The sequence below is a fragment of the Streptomyces sp. NPDC090045 genome (assembly GCF_044747975.1).
Lineage (GTDB): Bacteria > Actinomycetota > Actinomycetes > Streptomycetales > Streptomycetaceae > Streptomyces.
Genome location: NZ_JBIVFA010000011.1, coordinates 173,992 through 191,804 on the forward strand (window position 1 = coordinate 173,992; position 17,813 = coordinate 191,804).

The following is a 17,813-nucleotide window of genomic DNA, read 5'->3' on the forward strand; positions in this document are numbered from 1 at the left end:
GGTGCGCCCCGGGGTCGTCCCGGGGGGGCGCGCCGGGTCCACGTCCCTCACCCGGCCCCGCCGCCGCGAGCCCCCCCCGGGGGTGGGCCCCCGGGGGGGGCCCCCCGCGGGGGCGCGGCGGCCCCTCCGCTTTTCGAGAACAACGAAAACCGGCGGGTGCCGGGAACCCTCTCGGGCTCCCGGCACCCGCCGGTAACGTTTCTGCTGGTCCTGGAAGCGGGGACTAGATGTCCTCGTGCGCCACCGCGCGGCGCGCGTCCGCGTCCAGCACGCCCCAGCTGATCAGCTGTTCGGTCAGGACCGAGGGGGACTGGTCGTAGATGACGGCCAGGGTGCGCAGGTCGTCCTGGCGGATCGACAGCACCTTGCCGTTGTAGTCGCCGCGCTGGCTCTGGATCGTCGCCGCGTAGCGCTGCAACGGGCCGGCCTTCTCGGCGGGAACGCCCGCGAGGCGCTCCAGGTCGAGGCGCAGTTTCGGCGGCGGCTCGGCAGCCCCGCCGGGAGTCGTGCCGGGCAGCAGTTCCTGCACCGGAACCCCGTAGAAGTCCGCCAGCTCCGCAAGGCGCTGGACGGTCACGGCGCGGTCCCCGCGCTCGTAGGACCCGACCACCACGGCCTTCCACCGGCCCTGGGACTTCTCCTCGACACCATGGAGGGAAAGGCCCTGCTGGGTGCGGATGGCGCGGAGCTTGGCCCCGAGCTGTTTGGCGTATTCGCTGGACATAACGCTCCCGGACGCTGTGACGCTGTGACGACATGGACGCTGTGACGACATTGACCACGTGCGGCTCCGCCGCGCGGCTGGTAACTCACTGTGAGGTTACGCAGCGTTACTTGGATGCGTCAAGCCGAATGGTCTTCGCCGCCCCCTCACGAGGGGCCCCAGCAGCCCCGTGAGAGCCCCTCCGCACCAGGCCGGTGCCGACGACCGGTCGCGCCCTGGTACCGTGGGACACGTACATCAGACGTCCTTTAAGGTCCGTCCCGTGAGGCGGAGAAGGAGGTCCTTTTCATGGACACCCAGCAGCACGCAGATTCCATGCGCCCGGTACTCGAAGCGCAGGACATCGCGCGGGTCCTGACCCGCATCGCCCACGAGATCGTCGAACGCGCCAAGGGCGCCGACGACGTGGTGCTCCTCGGCATTCCCACCCGCGGTGTGTACCTCGCCCGCCGGCTGGCCGCCAAGCTCGAAGAGATCACCGGCACGAAGATCCCGGTCGGCTCCCTCGACATCACCATGTACCGCGACGACCTGCGGATGAAGCCCGCCCGCGCGATCGGCCGCACCGAGATCCCCGGCGACGACCTCGACGGCCGCCTCGTCGTCCTCGTCGACGACGTGCTCTTCTCCGGCCGCACCATCCGCGCCGCGCTCGACGCCCTCGGCGACCTCGGCCGCCCGCGCGCCGTGCAGCTCGCCGTCCTCGTCGACCGCGGCCACCGCGAACTGCCGATCCGCGCCGACTACGTCGGCAAGAACCTCCCCACGTCGCTGCGGGAGACCGTCAAGGTCCAGCTCCAGGAGGAGGACGGCCGTGACGCCGTGTTGCTCGGCCAGCGGACCGCCCAGGCAGCAGGTCAGTAGACCATCCGCGTGACGGGCCCCGACCGGGCCCGCGCCGCGGCCTGCCCTGCCCGCTCGCACCTCCGCCCGTCAGTCCGTCTGCCCTCCCGACCTACGGAGCCATCCAGATGAAGCGCCACCTCATCTCGGCCGCCGATCTCACGCGCGACGACGCCGTCCTGATCCTCGACACCGCCGAGGAGATGGCCCGCGTCGCGGACCGGCCGATCAAGAAGCTGCCCACCCTGCGCGGCCTCACGGTCGTCAACCTCTTCTTCGAGGACTCGACCCGCACCCGGATCTCCTTCGAGGCGGCCGCCAAGCGGCTCTCCGCCGACGTCATCAACTTCTCCGCCAAGGGTTCCTCCGTTTCCAAGGGCGAATCCCTGAAGGACACCGCGCTGACCCTGGAGGCCATGGGCGCCGACGCGGTCGTCATCCGCCACCACGCCTCCGGCGCGCCCTACCGGCTCGCGACCTCCGGCTGGATCGACTCCGCCGTGGTCAACGCCGGCGACGGCACCCACGAGCACCCCACCCAGGCCCTGCTGGACGCCTTCACCATGCGCCGCCGCCTGGTCGGCCGCGACGCCGGCCTCGGCAAGGACCTGAACGGCCGCCGGATCACCATCGTCGGCGACGTCCTGCACAGCCGCGTGGCCCGCTCCAACGTCCACCTGCTGCACACCCTCGGCGCCGAGGTCACCCTGGTGGCCCCGCCCACGCTCGTCCCGATCGGCGTCGAGACCTGGCCGTGCGAGGTCTCGTACAACCTCGACGACGTGCTGCCGAAGTCCGATGCGGTGATGATGCTGCGTGTGCAGCGCGAACGCATGAACGCCGCCTTCTTCCCGACCGAGCGCGAGTACTCCCGCCGGTACGGGCTCGACGGCGACCGCATGGCGAAGATGCCCGAGCACGCCATCGTGATGCACCCCGGCCCGATGAACCGCGGCATGGAGATCACCGCCCAGGTCGCCGACTCCGACCGCTGCACGGCCGTCGAGCAGGTCGCCAACGGCGTGTCCACCCGGATGGCCGTCCTGTACCTGCTGCTCGGAGGCTCCGAGCCCGCCGTCACCACCACCCCCGCCGCCGCGCGCACCGAGGAGACGAAGTAACCATGAGCAAGATCCTTATCCGTGGCGCGAAGGTACTCGGCGGCGAGGCGCAGGACGTCCTGATCGACGGCGAGACCATCGCCGAGGTCGGCACCGGCCTGTCCGCCGAGGGCGCGACCGTCATCGAGGCCGAGGGCCAGGTCCTCCTCCCCGGCCTCGTCGACCTCCACACCCACCTGCGCGAGCCCGGTCGCGAGGACTCCGAGACCGTCCTCACCGGCACCCGCGCCGCCGCCTCCGGTGGCTACACCGCCGTGTTCGCGATGGCGAACACCTTCCCGGTCGCCGACACCGCCGGCGTCGTCGAGCAGGTCTGGCGCCTGGGCAAGGAGTCCGGCTACTGCGACGTGCAGCCCATCGGCGCCGTCACCGTCGGCCTGGAGGGCAAGCAGCTCTCCGAGCTGGGCGCCATGCACGACTCCGCCGCCCGCGTCACCGTCTTCTCCGACGACGGCAAGTGCGTGGACGACGCCGTGATCATGCGCCGCGCCCTGGAGTACGTGAAGGCCTTCGGCGGCGTCGTCGCCCAGCACGCCCAGGAGCCCCGCCTCACCGAGGGCGCCCAGATGAACGAGGGCATCGTCTCCGCCGAGCTCGGCCTGGGCGGCTGGCCCGCCGTCGCCGAGGAGTCGATCATCGCCCGCGACGTCCTCCTCGCCGAGCACGTCGGCTCCCGCGTCCACATCTGCCACCTCTCCACCGCCGGCTCCGTCGAGATCGTCCGCTGGGCCAAGTCCCGCGGCATCGACGTCACCGCCGAGGTCACCCCGCACCACCTCCTCCTCACCGAGGAGCTCGTGCGCTCGTACAACGCGGTCTACAAGGTCAACCCGCCGCTGCGCACCGAGCGCGACGTGCTGGCCCTGCGCGAGGCGCTCGCCGACGGCACGATCGACATCGTCGCCACCGACCACGCCCCGCACCCGCACGAGGACAAGGACTGCGAGTGGGCCGCAGCCGCCATGGGCATGGTCGGCCTGGAGACCGCGCTCTCCGTCGTCCAGCAGACGATGGTGGAGACCGGACTGCTCGACTGGGCGGGCGTCGCCGAGCGGATGTCCTTCGCTCCGGCGCGCATCGGCAGCCTGGAGAACCACGGCCGTCCCGTCTCGGCAGGTGAACCCGCGAACCTGACCTTGGTCGATACCTCGTACCGTGGTGTCGTGGACCCCGCACACTTCGCCTCCCGCAGCCGCAACACGCCTTACGAGGGCCGTGAGCTGCCGGGGCGCGTCACTCACACCTTCCTGCGGGGCCGGGCAACGGTCGTGGACGGGAAACTGGCGTGACACCTGCAGTAATCCAACTGGCCGCCGAGGCCGCCGAACGACAGTCGGCGGAGGTGACCAGCGTCGGCGCCCGCATCGCGTGGGTGATCGGCCTGATCGTCTTCATCGCGTTCGTGTACTGGCTGATGCGGCAGGGCTGGAAATGGCGCGGCGCCCTGCAGAACGATCTGCCGGAGCTGCCCGCCGCCCCCGACGGTCTTCCCGAGCACCGGCTGGCCCTGACCGGCCGGTACCACGGGTCCACCACCGCCGGGCAGTGGCTCGACCGGATCGTCGCCCACGGTCTGGGCCTGCGCAGCCGGGTCGAGCTCACGCTCACCGACGCGGGCCTCGACGTGGTCCGACCGGGGGCCAACGACTTCTTCGTACCGGCCGCGCAGCTGCGCGGCGCCCGCCTCGACAAGGGAATCGCGGGCAAGGTACTCACCGAGGGCGGTCTGCTCGTCGTCACCTGGGCGCACGGCGACAAGCTGATCGACTCCGGATTCCGCTCCGACCGCGCGGCCGAACACGCCGCCTGGGTCGAAGCGATCAACCTCATGAACTCATCCATCACGACGGAAGGCGCCGAACGATGACGACCTCCACCAGGGGAGCAGCCAAAGCTCCCGCCGTACTCGTCCTGGAGGACGGTCGGATCTTCCGCGGCCGTGCCTACGGCGCTGTGGGGGAGACCTTCGGCGAGGCCGTGTTCTCCACCGGCATGACCGGCTACCAGGAGACCCTCACCGACCCGTCGTACCACCGGCAGGTCGTCGTGATGACCGCCCCGCACGTGGGCAACACCGGCGTCAACGACGAGGACCCCGAGTCCTCCCGCATCTGGGTAGCCGGCTACGTCGTGCGCGACCCCGCACGCGTCCCCTCCAACTGGCGCTCGCAGCGCTCGCTGGACGAGGAGCTGGTCAAGCAAGGCGTCGTCGGCATCTCCGGCATCGACACCCGCGCCCTGACCCGCCACCTGCGCGAGCGCGGCGCCATGCGCGTCGGCATCTTCTCCGGCGACGCCTGGACGGGCATCCGCGACGAGGCCCTGCTGGCCAAGGTCCAGTCCCAGCCGCAGATGAAGGGCGCGAACCTCTCCGCAGAGGTCGCCACCAAGGAGGCGTACGTCGTCCCCGCGATCGGCGAGAAGCGCTTCACCGTCGCCGCCGTCGACCTCGGCATCAAGGGCATGACCCCGCACCGGATGGCCGAGCGCGGCATCGAGGTGCACGTGCTGCCCGCCACCGCCACCGTCGAGGACGTCTACGCGGTCAACCCGGACGGCGTGTTCTTCTCCAACGGCCCGGGCGACCCGGCCACCGCCGACGGCCCCGTCGCCGTCATGCAGGGCGTGCTGGAGCGCAAGACCCCGCTCTTCGGCATCTGCTTCGGCAACCAGATCCTGGGCCGCGCGCTCGGCTTCGGCACCTACAAGCTGAAGTACGGCCACCGCGGCATCAACCAGCCGGTGCAGGACCGCACCACCGGCAAGGTCGAGGTCACCGCGCACAACCACGGCTTCGCCGTCGACGCGCCCCTCGACAAGGTCTCGGAGACCGCCTACGGCCGCGCCGAGGTCTCCCACGTCTGCCTGAACGACCAGGTCGTCGAAGGCCTCCAGCTGCTCGACCAGCCGGCCTTCTCCGTCCAGTACCACCCCGAGGCGGCTGCCGGCCCGCACGACGCCGCGTACCTCTTCGACCGCTTCGTATCCCTGATGGAGGCCGAGCGTGCCTAAGCGCACCGATATCCAGTCCGTCCTGGTCATCGGCTCCGGCCCGATCGTCATCGGACAGGCCGCCGAGTTCGACTACTCCGGCACCCAGGCCTGCCGCATCCTCAAGGCCGAGGGCCTGCGGGTCATCCTGGTGAACTCCAACCCCGCGACGATCATGACCGACCCGGAGATCGCCGACGCCACGTACGTCGAGCCGATCACCCCCGAGTTCGTCGAGAAGATCATCGCGAAGGAGCGCCCCGACGCGCTCCTCCCCACCCTCGGCGGCCAGACCGCGCTCAACACCGCGATCTCCATGCACGAGCAGGGTGTGCTGGAGAAGTACGGCGTGGAGCTCATCGGCGCCAACGTCGAGGCCATCAACAAGGGCGAGGACCGCGACCTCTTCAAGGGCGTCGTCGAGGCCGTCAAGGCCAAGATCGGCTACGGCGAGTCCGCCCGCTCGGTCATTTGCCACACCATGGACGACGTCATCAAGGGCGTCGACACCCTCGGCGGCTACCCCGTCGTCGTGCGCCCCTCCTTCACCATGGGCGGCGCCGGCTCCGGCTTCGCCCACGACGAGGACGAGCTGCGCCGCATCGCCGGCCAGGGCCTCACGCTCTCCCCGACCACCGAGGTGCTCCTGGAGGAGTCCATCCTCGGCTGGAAGGAGTACGAGCTGGAGCTGATGCGCGACACCAAGGACAACGTGGTCGTCGTCTGCTCCATCGAGAACTTCGACCCGATGGGCGTCCACACCGGCGACTCGATCACCGTCGCCCCGGCGATGACGCTGACCGACCGCGAGTACCAGCGGCTGCGCGACATCGGCATCGCGATCATCCGCGAGGTCGGCGTCGACACCGGCGGCTGCAACATCCAGTTCGCGATCGACCCGGCCGACGGCCGCGTCATCGTCATCGAGATGAACCCGCGGGTCTCGCGCTCCTCGGCGCTCGCCTCCAAGGCCACCGGCTTCCCGATCGCCAAGATCGCCGCCAAGCTGGCCATCGGCTACACGCTCGACGAGGTCCCCAACGACATCACCGAGAAGACGCCGGCCTCCTTCGAGCCGTCCCTCGACTACGTCGTCGTCAAGGCCCCGCGCTTCGCCTTCGAGAAGTTCCCGCTCGCCGACGCCACGCTCACCACGACCATGAAGTCCGTCGGCGAGGCCATGGCCATCGGCCGCAACTTCACCGAGGCCCTCCAGAAGGCCCTGCGCTCCCTGGAGAAGAAGGGCTCGCAGTTCACCTTCGTCGGCGACCCGGGCGACAAGGACGAGCTGCTGCGCACCGCGGTCCGCCCGACCGACGGCCGCATCAACACCGTCATGCAGGCCATCCGCGCCGGCGCCACCCAGGAGGAGGTCTTCGAGTTCACGAAGATCGACCCCTGGTTCGTCGACCAGCTCTTCCTCATCAAGGAGATCGCGGACGAGCTGACGGCGGCCGACAAGCTCTACCCCGAGCTGCTCGCCGAGGCCAAGCGCCACGGCTTCTCCGACGCCCAGATCGCCGAGATCCGCGGCCTGCGCGAGGACGTCGTCCGCGAGGTCCGGCACGCCCTCGGCGTCCGCCCGGTCTACAAGACGGTCGACACCTGCGCCGCCGAGTTCGCCGCGAAGACCCCGTACTTCTACTCCTCGTACGACGAGGAGTCCGAGGTCGCCCCGCGCACCAAGCCCGCGGTCATCATCCTGGGCTCCGGCCCGAACCGCATCGGCCAGGGCATCGAGTTCGACTACTCCTGCGTCCACGCCTCCTTCGCGCTCAGCGACGCCGGCTACGAGACCGTGATGGTCAACTGCAACCCGGAGACCGTCTCCACCGACTACGACACCTCCGACCGCCTGTACTTCGAGCCGCTGACGCTCGAGGACGTGCTGGAGATCGTCCACGCCGAGTCGCTCGCCGGCCCCATCGCCGGTGTCGTCGTCCAGCTCGGCGGCCAGACCCCCCTCGGTCTCGCCCAGGCGCTCAAGGACAACGGCGTGCCCGTCGTCGGCACCTCGCCCGAGGCCATCCACGCCGCCGAGGACCGCGGCGCCTTCGGCCAGGTCCTCGCCGAGGCGGGCCTGCCGGCCCCCAAGCACGGCACCGCCACCACCTTCACGGGTGCGAAGGCCATCGCCGACGAGATCGGCTACCCGGTCCTCGTCCGCCCGTCCTACGTGCTCGGCGGCCGCGGCATGGAGATCGTCTACGACGAGGCCCGCCTGGAGTCGTACATCGCCGAGTCCACCGAGATCTCGCCGACCCGCCCCGTGCTGGTCGACCGCTTCCTCGACGACGCGATCGAGATCGACGTCGACGCCCTCTACGACGGCCACGAGCTCTACCTCGGCGGCGTCATGGAGCACATCGAGGAAGCCGGCATCCACTCCGGCGACTCGGCCTGCGCGCTGCCCCCGATCACCCTCGGCGGCTACGACATCAAGCGCCTGCGCGCCTCCACGGAGGCCATCGCCAAGGGCGTCGGCGTCCGCGGCCTGATCAACATCCAGTTCGCGATGGCGGGCGACATCCTCTACGTCCTGGAGGCCAACCCGCGCGCCTCCCGGACCGTCCCCTTCACCTCGAAGGCGACCGCCGTCCCGCTCGCGAAGGCCGCCGCGCGCATCTCGCTCGGCACCACCATCGCCGAGCTGCGCGAGGAGGGCCTGCTGCCGAAGACCGGCGACGGCGGCACCCTGCCGATCGACGCGCCGATCTCCGTCAAGGAGGCCGTCATGCCGTGGTCGCGCTTCCGCGACATCCACGGCCGCGGCGTGGACACCGTCCTCGGCCCGGAGATGCGCTCCACCGGCGAGGTCATGGGCATCGACGCCGTCTTCGGCACCGCCTACGCCAAGTCGCAGGCCGGCGCCTACGGCCCGCTGCCCACCAAGGGCCGCGCCTTCATCTCCGTCGCCAACCGCGACAAGCGCTCGATGATCTTCCCGGCGCGCGAGCTCGTCGCCCACGGCTTCGAGCTGATGGCCACCTCCGGCACCGCCGAGGTGCTGCGCCGCAACGGCATCAACGCCACCATCGTGCGCAAGCTCAGCGAGGGCGAGGGCCCGAACGGCGAGAAGACCATCGTCCAGCTGATCCACGACGGCCAGGTCGACCTGATCGTCAACACCCCGTACGGCACCGGCGGCCGCCTCGACGGCTACGAGATCCGCACGGCGGCCGTGGCCCGCGGAGTCCCCTGCCTGACCACGGTCCAGGCACTCGCCGCGGCCGTCCAGGGCATCGACGCGCTCAACCGCGGCGACGTGGGCGTGCGCTCCCTCCAGGAGCACGCGGAGCACCTGACCGCGGCCCGCGACTGATCAGTCCGCACAGCCCGTACAGCCCGGAAACGGGAGGGGGGACACCGGTTTCACGACGGGTGTCCCCCTTTCCATGAGCGCAGAGGGATCCTCTCGACGATGTACGAACTCTTCTTCAACCTGGTCTTCAAGCGGATGGACCCGGAGAAGGCCCACTACACGGCCTTCCGCTGGATCCGCCTCGCGGCCCGCACCCCCGTGCTGCGCACCTTCGTGGCGGCCTGGCTCGCCCCCCGCCACAAGGAGCTCCGCACCGAGGCCCTCGGCCTGCGCATGCACGGCCCCTTCGGCCTCGCGGCCGGCTTCGACAAGAACGCCGTCGCCATCGACGGCATGTCGATGCTCGGCTTCGACCACGTCGAGATCGGCACGGTCACGGCAGAGCCGCAGCCCGGCAACCCCAAGAAGCGGCTGTTCCGCCTCGTGCCGGACCGCGCCCTGATCAACCGCATGGGCTTCAACAACGAGGGCTCCGCGGCCGTGGCGGACCGCCTGGCGGCCCGCCGGCCCGTCTTCAAGACGGTCGTCGGCGTCAACATCGGCAAGACGAAGGTCGTGCCGGAGGAGGAGGCGGTGGCGGACTACGTCGCCTCCACCGAGCGGCTCGCCCGCCACGCCGACTACCTCGTCGTGAACGTCTCCTCGCCGAACACCCCGGGCCTGCGCAACCTCCAGGCCACCGAGTCCCTGCGCCCGCTGCTCACGGCCGTACGGGAGGCCGCGGACCGCACCGTGACCGACCGCCGGGTCCCGCTGCTGGTCAAGATCGCCCCCGACCTCGCCGACGAGGACGTCGACGCGGTCGCCGACCTGGCCCTGGAGCTGGGTCTCGACGGCATCATCGCGACGAACACCACCATCGCGCGGGAGGGACTGGGCCTGAAGTCCTCCCCGTCCCTCGTGAAGGAGACCGGCGGGCTGTCCGGCGCCCCGGTCAAGGAGCGTTCGCTGGAGGTCCTGCGCCGCCTGTACGCCCGTGTGGGGGACCGGCTGGTCCTGGTCGGGGTCGGCGGCATCGAGAACGCCGAGGACGCCTGGCAGCGCATCCTGGCCGGTGCCACGCTGATCCAGGGCTACAGCGCCTTCATCTACGAGGGCCCCTGCTACGCCCGCGCCATCCACAAGGGCCTGGCCGCGCGCCTGGCCGTCAGCCCGTACGCGACGCTCGCCGAAGCGGTGGGCGCCGAGACCCGAAAGGCCGCGAAGTGAGCCCTGTGACCCCGTTCGGCACCCGCCTGCGCCAGGCGATGGACACCCGCGGCCCCCTGTGCGTGGGCATCGACCCGCACGCCGAGCTGCTGGCCCAGTGGGGCCTGTCCGACGACATCGCGGGCCTGGAGCGGTTCTCCCGCACCGTCGTCGAGGCGCTCGCGGAGTCGGTGGCGGTCTTCAAGCCGCAGGCGGCCTTCTTCGAGCGGTTCGGCTCCAAGGGCGTGGCCGTCCTGGAGCAGACCGTCGCGGACGCCCGCGCGGCCGGGACCCTGGTCGTGATGGACGCCAAGCGGGGCGACATCGGCTCGACCATGGCCGCGTACGCCTCGGCCTTCCTGGACCCGGCCTCGCCGCTGTTCTCGGACGCCCTCACGGTCTCCCCGTACCTGGGCTACGGCTCGCTGAAGCCCGCGGTGGACCTGGCCCGCGCCTCGGGCGCCGGCCTGTTCGTGCTCGCCCTGACCTCGAACCCGGAGGGCGCGGAGGTCCAGCGGGCGGTCCGGGAGGACGGCCGGACCATCGGCGCGACGATGCTGGCGCACCTGGCGGAGGAGAACGCGGACGCCGCCCCGATGGGGTCCTTCGGCGCGGTGGTCGGAGCCACGCTGGGCGACCTGTCCTCCTTCGACCTGGACATCAACGGGCCGCTGCTGGCCCCCGGCATCGGCGCGCAGGGCGCGACGGCGGCGGACCTGCCGGCGGTGTTCGGCAAGGCCGTGCGCAACGTCGTCCCGAACGTGTCGCGGGGCGTCCTGAAGCACGGCCCGGACGTCACGGCGCTGCGCGACTCGGCGCGCCGGTTCGCCGACGAGATCGGCGAGGCCGTCTCCGCGTAATCGTTCGCCCGAAGAGGCCGCCCGCGTCCCTCGCGGCGCGGCCTCTCGCACTTCTTGGCGAAACCCGAACGCTCTTCATCGGACAAAACAGAGGTATTTTGTCCGTGATGTACGGTTCAGTGGAGGCTGACCAGGACTTTTCGTCCGTTCTCGCTGACTGGAGCGGTGTTGGCCGCTAGTCTCCGAGCAGAGTGAACGTGCAGCGAACGCGTTTCCATCGCTGTTCGGGAGCTCGCCAGGTGTGGTGCCTTCGGGCTGCCCACCGGTCCGTATCCGACAGTTCGACATCCGAGGTGACGTAGGCGTGGCTCTTCCGCCCCTTACCCCTGAACAGCGCGCAGCCGCGCTCGAAAAGGCCGCCGCGGCTCGCCGGGAGCGGGCCGAGGTCAAGAATCGACTCAAGCACTCCGGTGCCTCGCTCCAAGAGGTCATCAAGACGGGCCAGGAGAACGACGTCATCGGCAAGATGAAGGTCTCCGCCCTGCTGGAGTCTCTGCCTGGCGTGGGCAAGGTGCGCGCCAAGCAGATCATGGAGCGTCTCGGCATCTCCGAGTCCCGGCGTGTCCGAGGTCTCGGTTCCAACCAGATCGCCTCTCTGGAGCGCGAGTTCGGCAGCACCGGCGCCTGAGGCGTCGACTGAAGTTCTCCCGGCGTTCTCAGGCAGTCCCGAGAACCTGGATAATCGCTCTATGGCAGCAGAGGTTCGTCCGCGGCTGACCGTGCTCTCCGGCCCCTCAGGGGTCGGCAAGAGCACGGTCGTCGCGCATATGCGCAAGGTTCACCCCGAGGTATGGCTCTCGGTGTCGGCCACCACCCGCAAGCCGCGGCCCGGTGAGCGACACGGAGTCCACTACTTCTTCGTCAATGACGACGAGTTCGACAAGCTGATCGCCAACGGCGAGCTGCTGGAGTGGGCCGAGTTCGCGGGCAACCGCTACGGCACACCGCGCGGCGCGGTGCTGGAACGCCTGGACAGCGGCGAGCCGGTACTGCTGGAGATCGACCTCCAAGGGGCACGGCTCGTCCGCGAGTCGATGTCCGACGCCCAGCTCGTCTTCCTGGCGCCGCCGAGCTGGGACGAACTCGTCCGCCGGCTCACCGGCCGGGGCACCGAGTCGGCCGAGGTCATCGAGCGACGGCTCGCCTCCGCCAAGATCGAGCTCGCTGCCGAATCGGAGTTCGACACCACCCTCGTCAACACCTCCGTCGAGGACGTGGCTCGTGAGCTGCTAGCCTTGATGGAGGTCGTCTGATTCGTTGGTCGATTTTTCATGATCGAGCGGATCTTGATCGATTCGATCTTTCCCACATTCTTCGGAAGGTAGAGCGTGTCCTCTTCCATCACTGCGCCCGAGGGCATCATCAACCCGCCGATCGACGAGCTGCTCGAGGCCACGGACTCGAAGTACAGCCTCGTGATCTACGCGGCCAAGCGCGCGCGTCAGATCAACGCGTACTACTCGCAGCTCGGTGAGGGCCTGCTGGAGTACGTCGGCCCGCTGGTGGACACCCACGTCCACGAGAAGCCGCTTTCGATCGCGCTGCGCGAGATCAACGCGGGTCTGCTGACCTCCGAGGCCATCGAGGCCCCGGCCCAGTAAGGCGCGAGAAATCCTTTCACCACAGGCCCGGCAGAACATCTGCCGGGCCTGTGGTGTGTCATGGGGAGGAACGACGGACGTCGACAAGGCTCGAAGGGGAGTGCGTGGTGGGTAAGCCGAAGGTCGTGCTGGGGGTCAGCGGCGGGATCGCCGCCTACAAGGCGTGCGAGCTGCTCCGCCTGCTCACCGAGTCCGGCCACGAGGTGCGGGTCGTGCCCACGGCGGCCTCGCTGAACTTCGTCGGCGAGGCGACCTGGGCCGCCCTGTCCGGGAACCCGGCCTCCACCGAGGTGTGGGAGACCGTGCACGAGGTGCCGCACGTGCGCATCGGGCAGTCCGCCGACCTCGTCGTCGTCGCCCCGGCCACCGCCGACATGCTGGCGAAGGCCGCCCACGGGCTCGCCGACGACCTGCTCACGAACACGCTGCTCACCGCCCGATGTCCGGTGGTCTTCGCCCCCGCCATGCACACCGAGATGTGGGAGCACCCCGCCACCCAGGAGAACGTGGCCACGCTGCGCCGGCGCGGCGCCCTCGTCATCGAGCCCGCCGTCGGCCGGCTCACGGGCAAGGACACCGGCAAGGGGCGGCTGCCCGACCCCGCGGAGATCTACGAGGTCTGCCGCAGAGTCCTGGCACGCGGAGTGAGCGAACCGGACCTCGCCGGGCGGCACGTGGTGATCAGCGCGGGCGGCACGCGGGAACCGCTCGACCCGGTCCGCTTCCTCGGCAACCGCTCCTCGGGCAAGCAGGGCTACGCGCTCGCCCGTACGGCCGTCGCCCGCGGGGCCCGCGTCACCCTGGTGGCGGCCAACACCGCGCTGGCCGACCCGGCCGGGGCGGACGTCGTACGGGTGGGGACGGCCGTGCAGCTGCGGGAGGCCGTGCTCAAGGCGGCCGAGGACGCCGACGTCGTGGTGATGGCCGCCGCCGTGGCCGACTTCCGGCCCGCCGAGTACGCGGGCGGGAAGATCAAGAAGAAGGACGGGCAGGATCCCGCGCCGGTCGCCCTCGTACGCAATCCGGACGTTCTCGCCGAGATTTCGGCCGACCGGGCCGCGCCCGGGCAGGTGGTGGTGGGATTCGCCGCCGAGACCGACGACGTCCTCGCCAACGGCCGGGCCAAGCTCCTGCGCAAGGGGTGTGATCTTCTCGTCGTGAATGAGGTCGGCGAGGCACGAACCTTTGGTTCCGAGGAGAATGAGGCGGTCATCCTGGCCTCCGAGGGGTTGGAGATCCAGGTGCCCTATGGACCGAAGGAAGCCTTGGCCGAAGCCATTTGGGACCAGGTGGCCGTCCGGCTGCAGCCGCGACGCGCCTGAGCCGATTGCCCTTCTCCTGATCACCTCCGTGCGTCAGAATGAGGTGCCGCAGGTCACACGGCTCCCATAAGGCGAGACGGGTGGTCCCGGAAACGGTGGCGACCGATAAACTGCATGAGGAACGTGATCGGGCGCAGCCCCCGATGTGGTTCCGCCAAATGATCAGCCAGCAGCCGCTGCAACCCCAGGGAGCGTTGTGTCCCGTCGTCTGTTTACCTCGGAGTCCGTGACCGAGGGCCACCCTGACAAGATCGCTGACCAGATCAGCGACACGATCCTCGACGCGCTCCTCTCCGAGGACCCCACCTCGCGCGTGGCCGTGGAGACCCTCATCACCACCGGTCTCGTGCACATCGCGGGCGAGGTGACGACGAAGGCCTACGCGCCGATCGCGCAGCTCGTCCGCGAGAAGATCCTCGAGATCGGCTACGACTCCTCGAAGAAGGGCTTCGACGGCGCCTCTTGTGGCGTGTCGGTGTCCATCGGCGCCCAGTCCCCGGACATCGCGCAGGGTGTCGACACCGCCTACGAGAAGCGGGTCGAGGGCGACGAGGACGAGCTCGACAAGCAGGGCGCCGGCGACCAGGGCCTGATGTTCGGCTACGCGTGCGACGAGACCCCCGAGCTCATGCCGCTCCCGATCCACATCGCGCACCGGCTCTCGCGCCGGCTGTCCGAGGTCCGCAAGAACGGGACCATCCCGTACCTGCGCCCCGACGGCAAGACCCAGGTCACCATCGAGTACGACGGTGACAAGGCCGTGCGTCTGGACACCGTCGTGGTCTCCTCGCAGCACGCCTCCGACATCGACCTGGACTCGCTGCTCGCACCGGACATCCGCGAGTTCGTCGTCGAGCACGTGCTGGCCCAGCTCGTCGAGGACGGCATCAAGCTCGACACCGAGGGCTACCGGCTGCTGGTGAACCCGACCGGCCGTTTCGAGATCGGCGGCCCGATGGGCGACGCCGGCCTCACCGGCCGCAAGATCATCATCGACACCTACGGCGGCATGGCCCGCCACGGTGGCGGCGCCTTCTCCGGCAAGGACCCGTCCAAGGTCGACCGCTCCGCCGCGTACGCGATGCGCTGGGTCGCCAAGAACGTCGTCGCCGCCGGTCTCGCCTCGCGCTGCGAGGTCCAGGTCGCGTACGCGATCGGCAAGGCCGAGCCCGTCGGTCTCTTCGTCGAGACCTTCGGCACCGCCAAGGTCGAGGTCCAGAAGATCGAGGACGCGATCGGCGAGGTCTTCGACCTGCGCCCGGCCGCGATCATCCGCGACCTGGACCTGCTGCGCCCGATCTACGCGCAGACCGCCGCCTACGGCCACTTCGGCCGTGAGCTGCCGGACTTCACGTGGGAGCGCACCGACCGCGTCGACGCCCTGCGTGCGGCCGCCGGTCTGTAAGCAGCACCGCTTGTAGCGAACGGCCCCGGACCTCCAGGTCCGGGGCCGTATTGCGTTGGTGCGGCCCGTGCCGCGCGGATAGGCTGGCGCAGCCCTCCCGGTGCGAGGGGTGACGGCTTCATCTGGAGCGGGGTGCGAACCCCGTGTCGAAGGATCGCAGGACCCGCCGCCGCCCAGGCCGATCTCGGCAGGGCCCCACGCACCGCGCCCGCCGCTGTCGGTGCCCTTTGGTAAGAATGCTGATGTGAGCAGCGCGAATGATTCCCCGCCGGAGCAGCTCGCGCTGATCCGGGAGATGGTCGCCGAGGCGAAGGCCAAGGCGCCCAAGGCGAAGCCGCGCACCTGGCGGGGGGCCGCGCTCGCGGCCGAGCTGCCCGTCGCCCGGGTCCTCGTGAACAAGGGTGTGCTCCACCTCGACCGGACCTTCGACTACGCCGTGCCCGCCGAGCTCTCCGAGGCCGCGCAGCCCGGGGTCCGCGTCCGCGTCCGCTTCGGAGCCGGCGCCCACCACGTACGCGGGGGCCGCCGCGAGGGCGGCAGCCTCATCGACGGCTTCATCGTGGAGCGCCGCGCCGAGTCCGACTACAACGGGGCTCTCGCCGCCCTCGCCCAGGTGGTCTCGCCCGAGGTGGTCCTCGGCCCCCGCATGCTCGCCCTCGCCCGGGCCGTCGCCGACCGGTACGCGGGCAGCCTCGCCGACGTGCTCCAGCTCGCGCTGCCACCGCGCAACGCCAAGGCCGAGGCCAAGCCCTCACCGGAGCCCCTGCCACCGCCCACCGCGCCCGAGCCCGCCGGCTGGGAGCGGTACGGCGCGGGGCCCGCCTTCCTGCGGGCCCTGGCCACCGGCGCCGCCCCCCGCGCGGTGTGGACCGCCCTGCCCGGACCGGGCTGGGCCGACGAACTCGCCCGGGCCATGGCCGCCACCCTGGCCTCCGGCCGCGGGGCCCTCGCCGTGGTCCCCGACGGACGTACCGCCGCCCGGGTCGACGCGGCGCTGACCGCCCTGCTCGGCGAGGGACGGCACGCGCTGCTGACCGCCGAGTCCGGGCCGGAGAAGCGCTACCGCCAGTGGCTCGCCGTGAGCCGGGGCTCGGTGCGTGCCGTCGTCGGGACCCGGGCGGCGATGTTCGCCCCCGTGCGGGACCTCGGGCTGGTCGCCGTCTGGGACGACGGGGACTCCAGCCACAGCGACGACAACGCCCCCTTCCCGCACGTCCGTGAGGTACTGGAGCTGCGCGCGGTCAGCGACGGCTGCGCCTTCCTGGCCGGGAGCACGAGCTGCACCGTGGAGGCCGCGCAGCTGGTCGAGTCGGGCTGGGCCCGGCCGCTGGTCGCGAGCCGCGAGACGGTACGGGCCTGCGCGCCCCGGATCCGCACGGTGGGCGACGAACTCCTCGCCCGCGACGAGGCGGCCCGCGCCGCGCGCCTGCCGAGCCTGGCGTGGGAGACCGTACGGGAGGGGCTGAAGACCGGGCCGGTGCTCGTCCAGGTGCCGCGGCGGGGCTACGTGCCCCGGCTCGCGTGCGAGCGGTGCCGGACGCCCGCCCGCTGCCGGGTGTGCGCGGGCCCGCTGGAGGCCCCCGACCAGCGGGACCTGCAGTGCGGGTGGTGCGGGCGCGGCGAGCCGTCCTGGCACTGCGAGGAGTGCGGCTCGTTCCGGCTGCGGGCCCAGGTGGTCGGTGCCCGGCGGACGGCCGAGGAGCTGGGCCGGGCCTTCCCGGCCGTGCCCGTACGGACCTCCGGGCGCGACCACGTCCTCGACGAGGTGCCCGAGCGGCCGGCGCTCGTGGTGTGCACGCCCGGCGCCGAGCCGGTGGCCGCCGGCGCGGGGTACGCGGCCGCGCTGCTGCTCGACGGCTGGGCCATGCTGACCCGGCCCGACCTGCGGGCGGGCGAGGACGCGCTGCGGCGGTGGATCGGGGCCGCCTCGCTGGTCCGGGGGGACGGGCAGGTCGTGGTGGTGGCCGAGCCGACGCTGCGGCCGGTCCAGGCGCTCGTACGGTGGGACCCGGTGGGCCACGCCGTACGGGAGCTCGCGGAGCGGGCCCAGCTCGGCTTCCCGCCGGTCTCGCGGATGGCGGCGGTGGCCGGACGGGGCGAGGTGGTGGAGGCCTTCCTGGCGGGCGCCGGGCTGCCGCCGGACGCGGAGATCCTGGGCCCGGTCCCGATACCGGGGCGGCGCGGGGAGCGGTCTCCGGGGGACCGGGCGCTGGTCCGCGTCCCGCCGGGCAGCGGCGCGGCCCTTGCGGCCGCCCTGAAATCGGCGCAGGCGGCCCGGATGGCGCGGGGGGTGCCGGCGGCCGACGCGGTGCGGGTGCGCATCGACCCGCCGGACATCGGCTGACCGGGCCGGCGGCGGCGTCCGCAGGGGGGAACGCCGAAGCCCCCGGCGGGAGACGCGCGGGTCGTCCCGCCGGGGGCGGATCAGGGGCGGCG

At 71.2% G+C, this 17,813-nt stretch carries 15 protein-coding genes; 14 read left to right on the forward strand and 1 reads right to left on the reverse strand.

Going from position 1 to position 17,813, the window contains the following annotated elements; all coding sequences use genetic code 11:
• Positions 1-223 precede the first annotated feature (223 nt).
• Positions 224-724: a transcriptional regulator BldD gene (bldD, locus tag ACIPYQ_RS27400; RefSeq protein WP_007263032.1), complete on the reverse strand. Its 501-nt coding sequence runs from the start codon at positions 722-724 to the stop codon at positions 224-226.
• Between the two features lie 288 nt (positions 725-1,012).
• Here bldD and pyrR point away from each other — a divergent pair, with 288 nt between their 5' ends.
• The 14 genes from pyrR to ACIPYQ_RS27470 all read left to right on the forward strand — a co-directional run bounded on the left by pyrR (position 1,013) and on the right by ACIPYQ_RS27470 (position 17,721).
• Entirely contained in the window at positions 1,013-1,588 is a 576-nt protein-coding gene (gene pyrR / locus ACIPYQ_RS27405; RefSeq protein ID WP_326592206.1) for a bifunctional pyr operon transcriptional regulator/uracil phosphoribosyltransferase PyrR, read from the forward strand.
• A 107-nt stretch (positions 1,589-1,695) separates the two neighbouring features.
• Positions 1,696-2,688 carry an aspartate carbamoyltransferase catalytic subunit gene (locus tag ACIPYQ_RS27410; protein WP_361764765.1) on the forward strand — a complete coding sequence of 331 codons (993 nt, stop codon included), beginning with the start codon at positions 1,696-1,698 and terminating at the stop codon, positions 2,686-2,688.
• A 2-nt stretch (positions 2,689-2,690) separates the two neighbouring features.
• Positions 2,691-3,977, forward strand: a complete 1,287-nt coding sequence (locus tag ACIPYQ_RS27415) for a dihydroorotase (RefSeq protein ID WP_319721156.1) — start codon at positions 2,691-2,693, stop codon at positions 3,975-3,977.
• Entirely contained in the window at positions 3,974-4,555 is a 582-nt protein-coding gene (locus ACIPYQ_RS27420; protein WP_361764761.1) for a hypothetical protein, read from the forward strand. Before ACIPYQ_RS27415 ends, ACIPYQ_RS27420 begins: the two co-directional genes overlap by 4 nt.
• On the forward strand, positions 4,552-5,700 hold the full coding sequence (gene carA / locus ACIPYQ_RS27425; RefSeq protein WP_361764758.1) for a glutamine-hydrolyzing carbamoyl-phosphate synthase small subunit: 1,149 nt from the start codon (positions 4,552-4,554) through the stop codon (positions 5,698-5,700). The genes ACIPYQ_RS27420 and carA overlap by 4 nt, the downstream gene beginning before the upstream one ends.
• Complete coding sequence (carB, locus tag ACIPYQ_RS27430) at positions 5,693-9,001, forward strand: carbamoyl-phosphate synthase large subunit (RefSeq protein WP_401256105.1); 3,309 nt, start codon at positions 5,693-5,695, stop codon at positions 8,999-9,001. Before carA ends, carB begins: the two co-directional genes overlap by 8 nt.
• 99 nt (positions 9,002-9,100) lie before the next feature.
• Positions 9,101-10,210, forward strand: a complete 1,110-nt coding sequence (locus tag ACIPYQ_RS27435; protein ID WP_361764752.1) for a quinone-dependent dihydroorotate dehydrogenase — start codon at positions 9,101-9,103, stop codon at positions 10,208-10,210.
• Positions 10,207-11,049: an orotidine-5'-phosphate decarboxylase gene (gene pyrF / locus ACIPYQ_RS27440; protein ID WP_401256108.1), complete on the forward strand. Its 843-nt coding sequence runs from the start codon at positions 10,207-10,209 to the stop codon at positions 11,047-11,049. Before ACIPYQ_RS27435 ends, pyrF begins: the two co-directional genes overlap by 4 nt.
• A gap of 304 nt (positions 11,050-11,353) precedes the next feature.
• The gene (locus ACIPYQ_RS27445; protein ID WP_030008746.1) at positions 11,354-11,677 is read left to right on the forward strand and encodes an integration host factor; all 324 of its coding nucleotides are present in this window, start codon (positions 11,354-11,356) and stop codon (positions 11,675-11,677) included.
• 61 nt (positions 11,678-11,738) lie between these two features.
• The gene (gene gmk, locus ACIPYQ_RS27450) at positions 11,739-12,302 is read left to right on the forward strand and encodes a guanylate kinase (RefSeq protein WP_361764747.1); all 564 of its coding nucleotides are present in this window, start codon (positions 11,739-11,741) and stop codon (positions 12,300-12,302) included.
• 75 nt (positions 12,303-12,377) lie between these two features.
• The gene (gene rpoZ, locus ACIPYQ_RS27455) at positions 12,378-12,650 is read left to right on the forward strand and encodes a DNA-directed RNA polymerase subunit omega (protein WP_004948662.1); all 273 of its coding nucleotides are present in this window, start codon (positions 12,378-12,380) and stop codon (positions 12,648-12,650) included.
• Positions 12,651-12,757: 107 nt separating this feature from the next.
• A complete protein-coding gene (gene coaBC / locus ACIPYQ_RS27460) occupies positions 12,758-13,972 on the forward strand; it encodes a bifunctional phosphopantothenoylcysteine decarboxylase/phosphopantothenate--cysteine ligase CoaBC (protein ID WP_401256111.1) in 1,215 nt (404 codons plus the stop codon).
• Positions 13,973-14,168: 196 nt separating this feature from the next.
• Complete coding sequence (metK, locus tag ACIPYQ_RS27465) at positions 14,169-15,377, forward strand: methionine adenosyltransferase (RefSeq protein ID WP_079404387.1); 1,209 nt, start codon at positions 14,169-14,171, stop codon at positions 15,375-15,377.
• Positions 15,378-15,621: 244 nt separating this feature from the next.
• Entirely contained in the window at positions 15,622-17,721 is a 2,100-nt protein-coding gene (locus tag ACIPYQ_RS27470; RefSeq protein ID WP_401256114.1) for a primosomal protein N', read from the forward strand.
• Positions 17,722-17,813: the final 92 nt, after the last annotated feature.

Excerpts from the sequence above, each read along its gene's own strand:
- bldD (WP_007263032.1), bottom strand. The coding sequence starts at position 724 with ATGTCCAGCGAATACGCCAAACAGCTCGGGGCCAAGCTCCGCGCCATC.
- pyrR (WP_326592206.1), top strand. The coding sequence starts at position 1,013 with ATGGACACCCAGCAGCACGCAGATTCCATGCGCCCGGTACTCGAAGCG.
- ACIPYQ_RS27410 (WP_361764765.1), top strand. The coding sequence starts at position 1,696 with ATGAAGCGCCACCTCATCTCGGCCGCCGATCTCACGCGCGACGACGCC.
- ACIPYQ_RS27415 (WP_319721156.1), top strand. The coding sequence starts at position 2,691 with ATGAGCAAGATCCTTATCCGTGGCGCGAAGGTACTCGGCGGCGAGGCG.
- carA (WP_361764758.1), top strand. The coding sequence starts at position 4,552 with ATGACGACCTCCACCAGGGGAGCAGCCAAAGCTCCCGCCGTACTCGTC.
- ACIPYQ_RS27435 (WP_361764752.1), top strand. The coding sequence starts at position 9,101 with ATGTACGAACTCTTCTTCAACCTGGTCTTCAAGCGGATGGACCCGGAG.
- gmk (WP_361764747.1), top strand. The coding sequence starts at position 11,739 with ATGGCAGCAGAGGTTCGTCCGCGGCTGACCGTGCTCTCCGGCCCCTCA.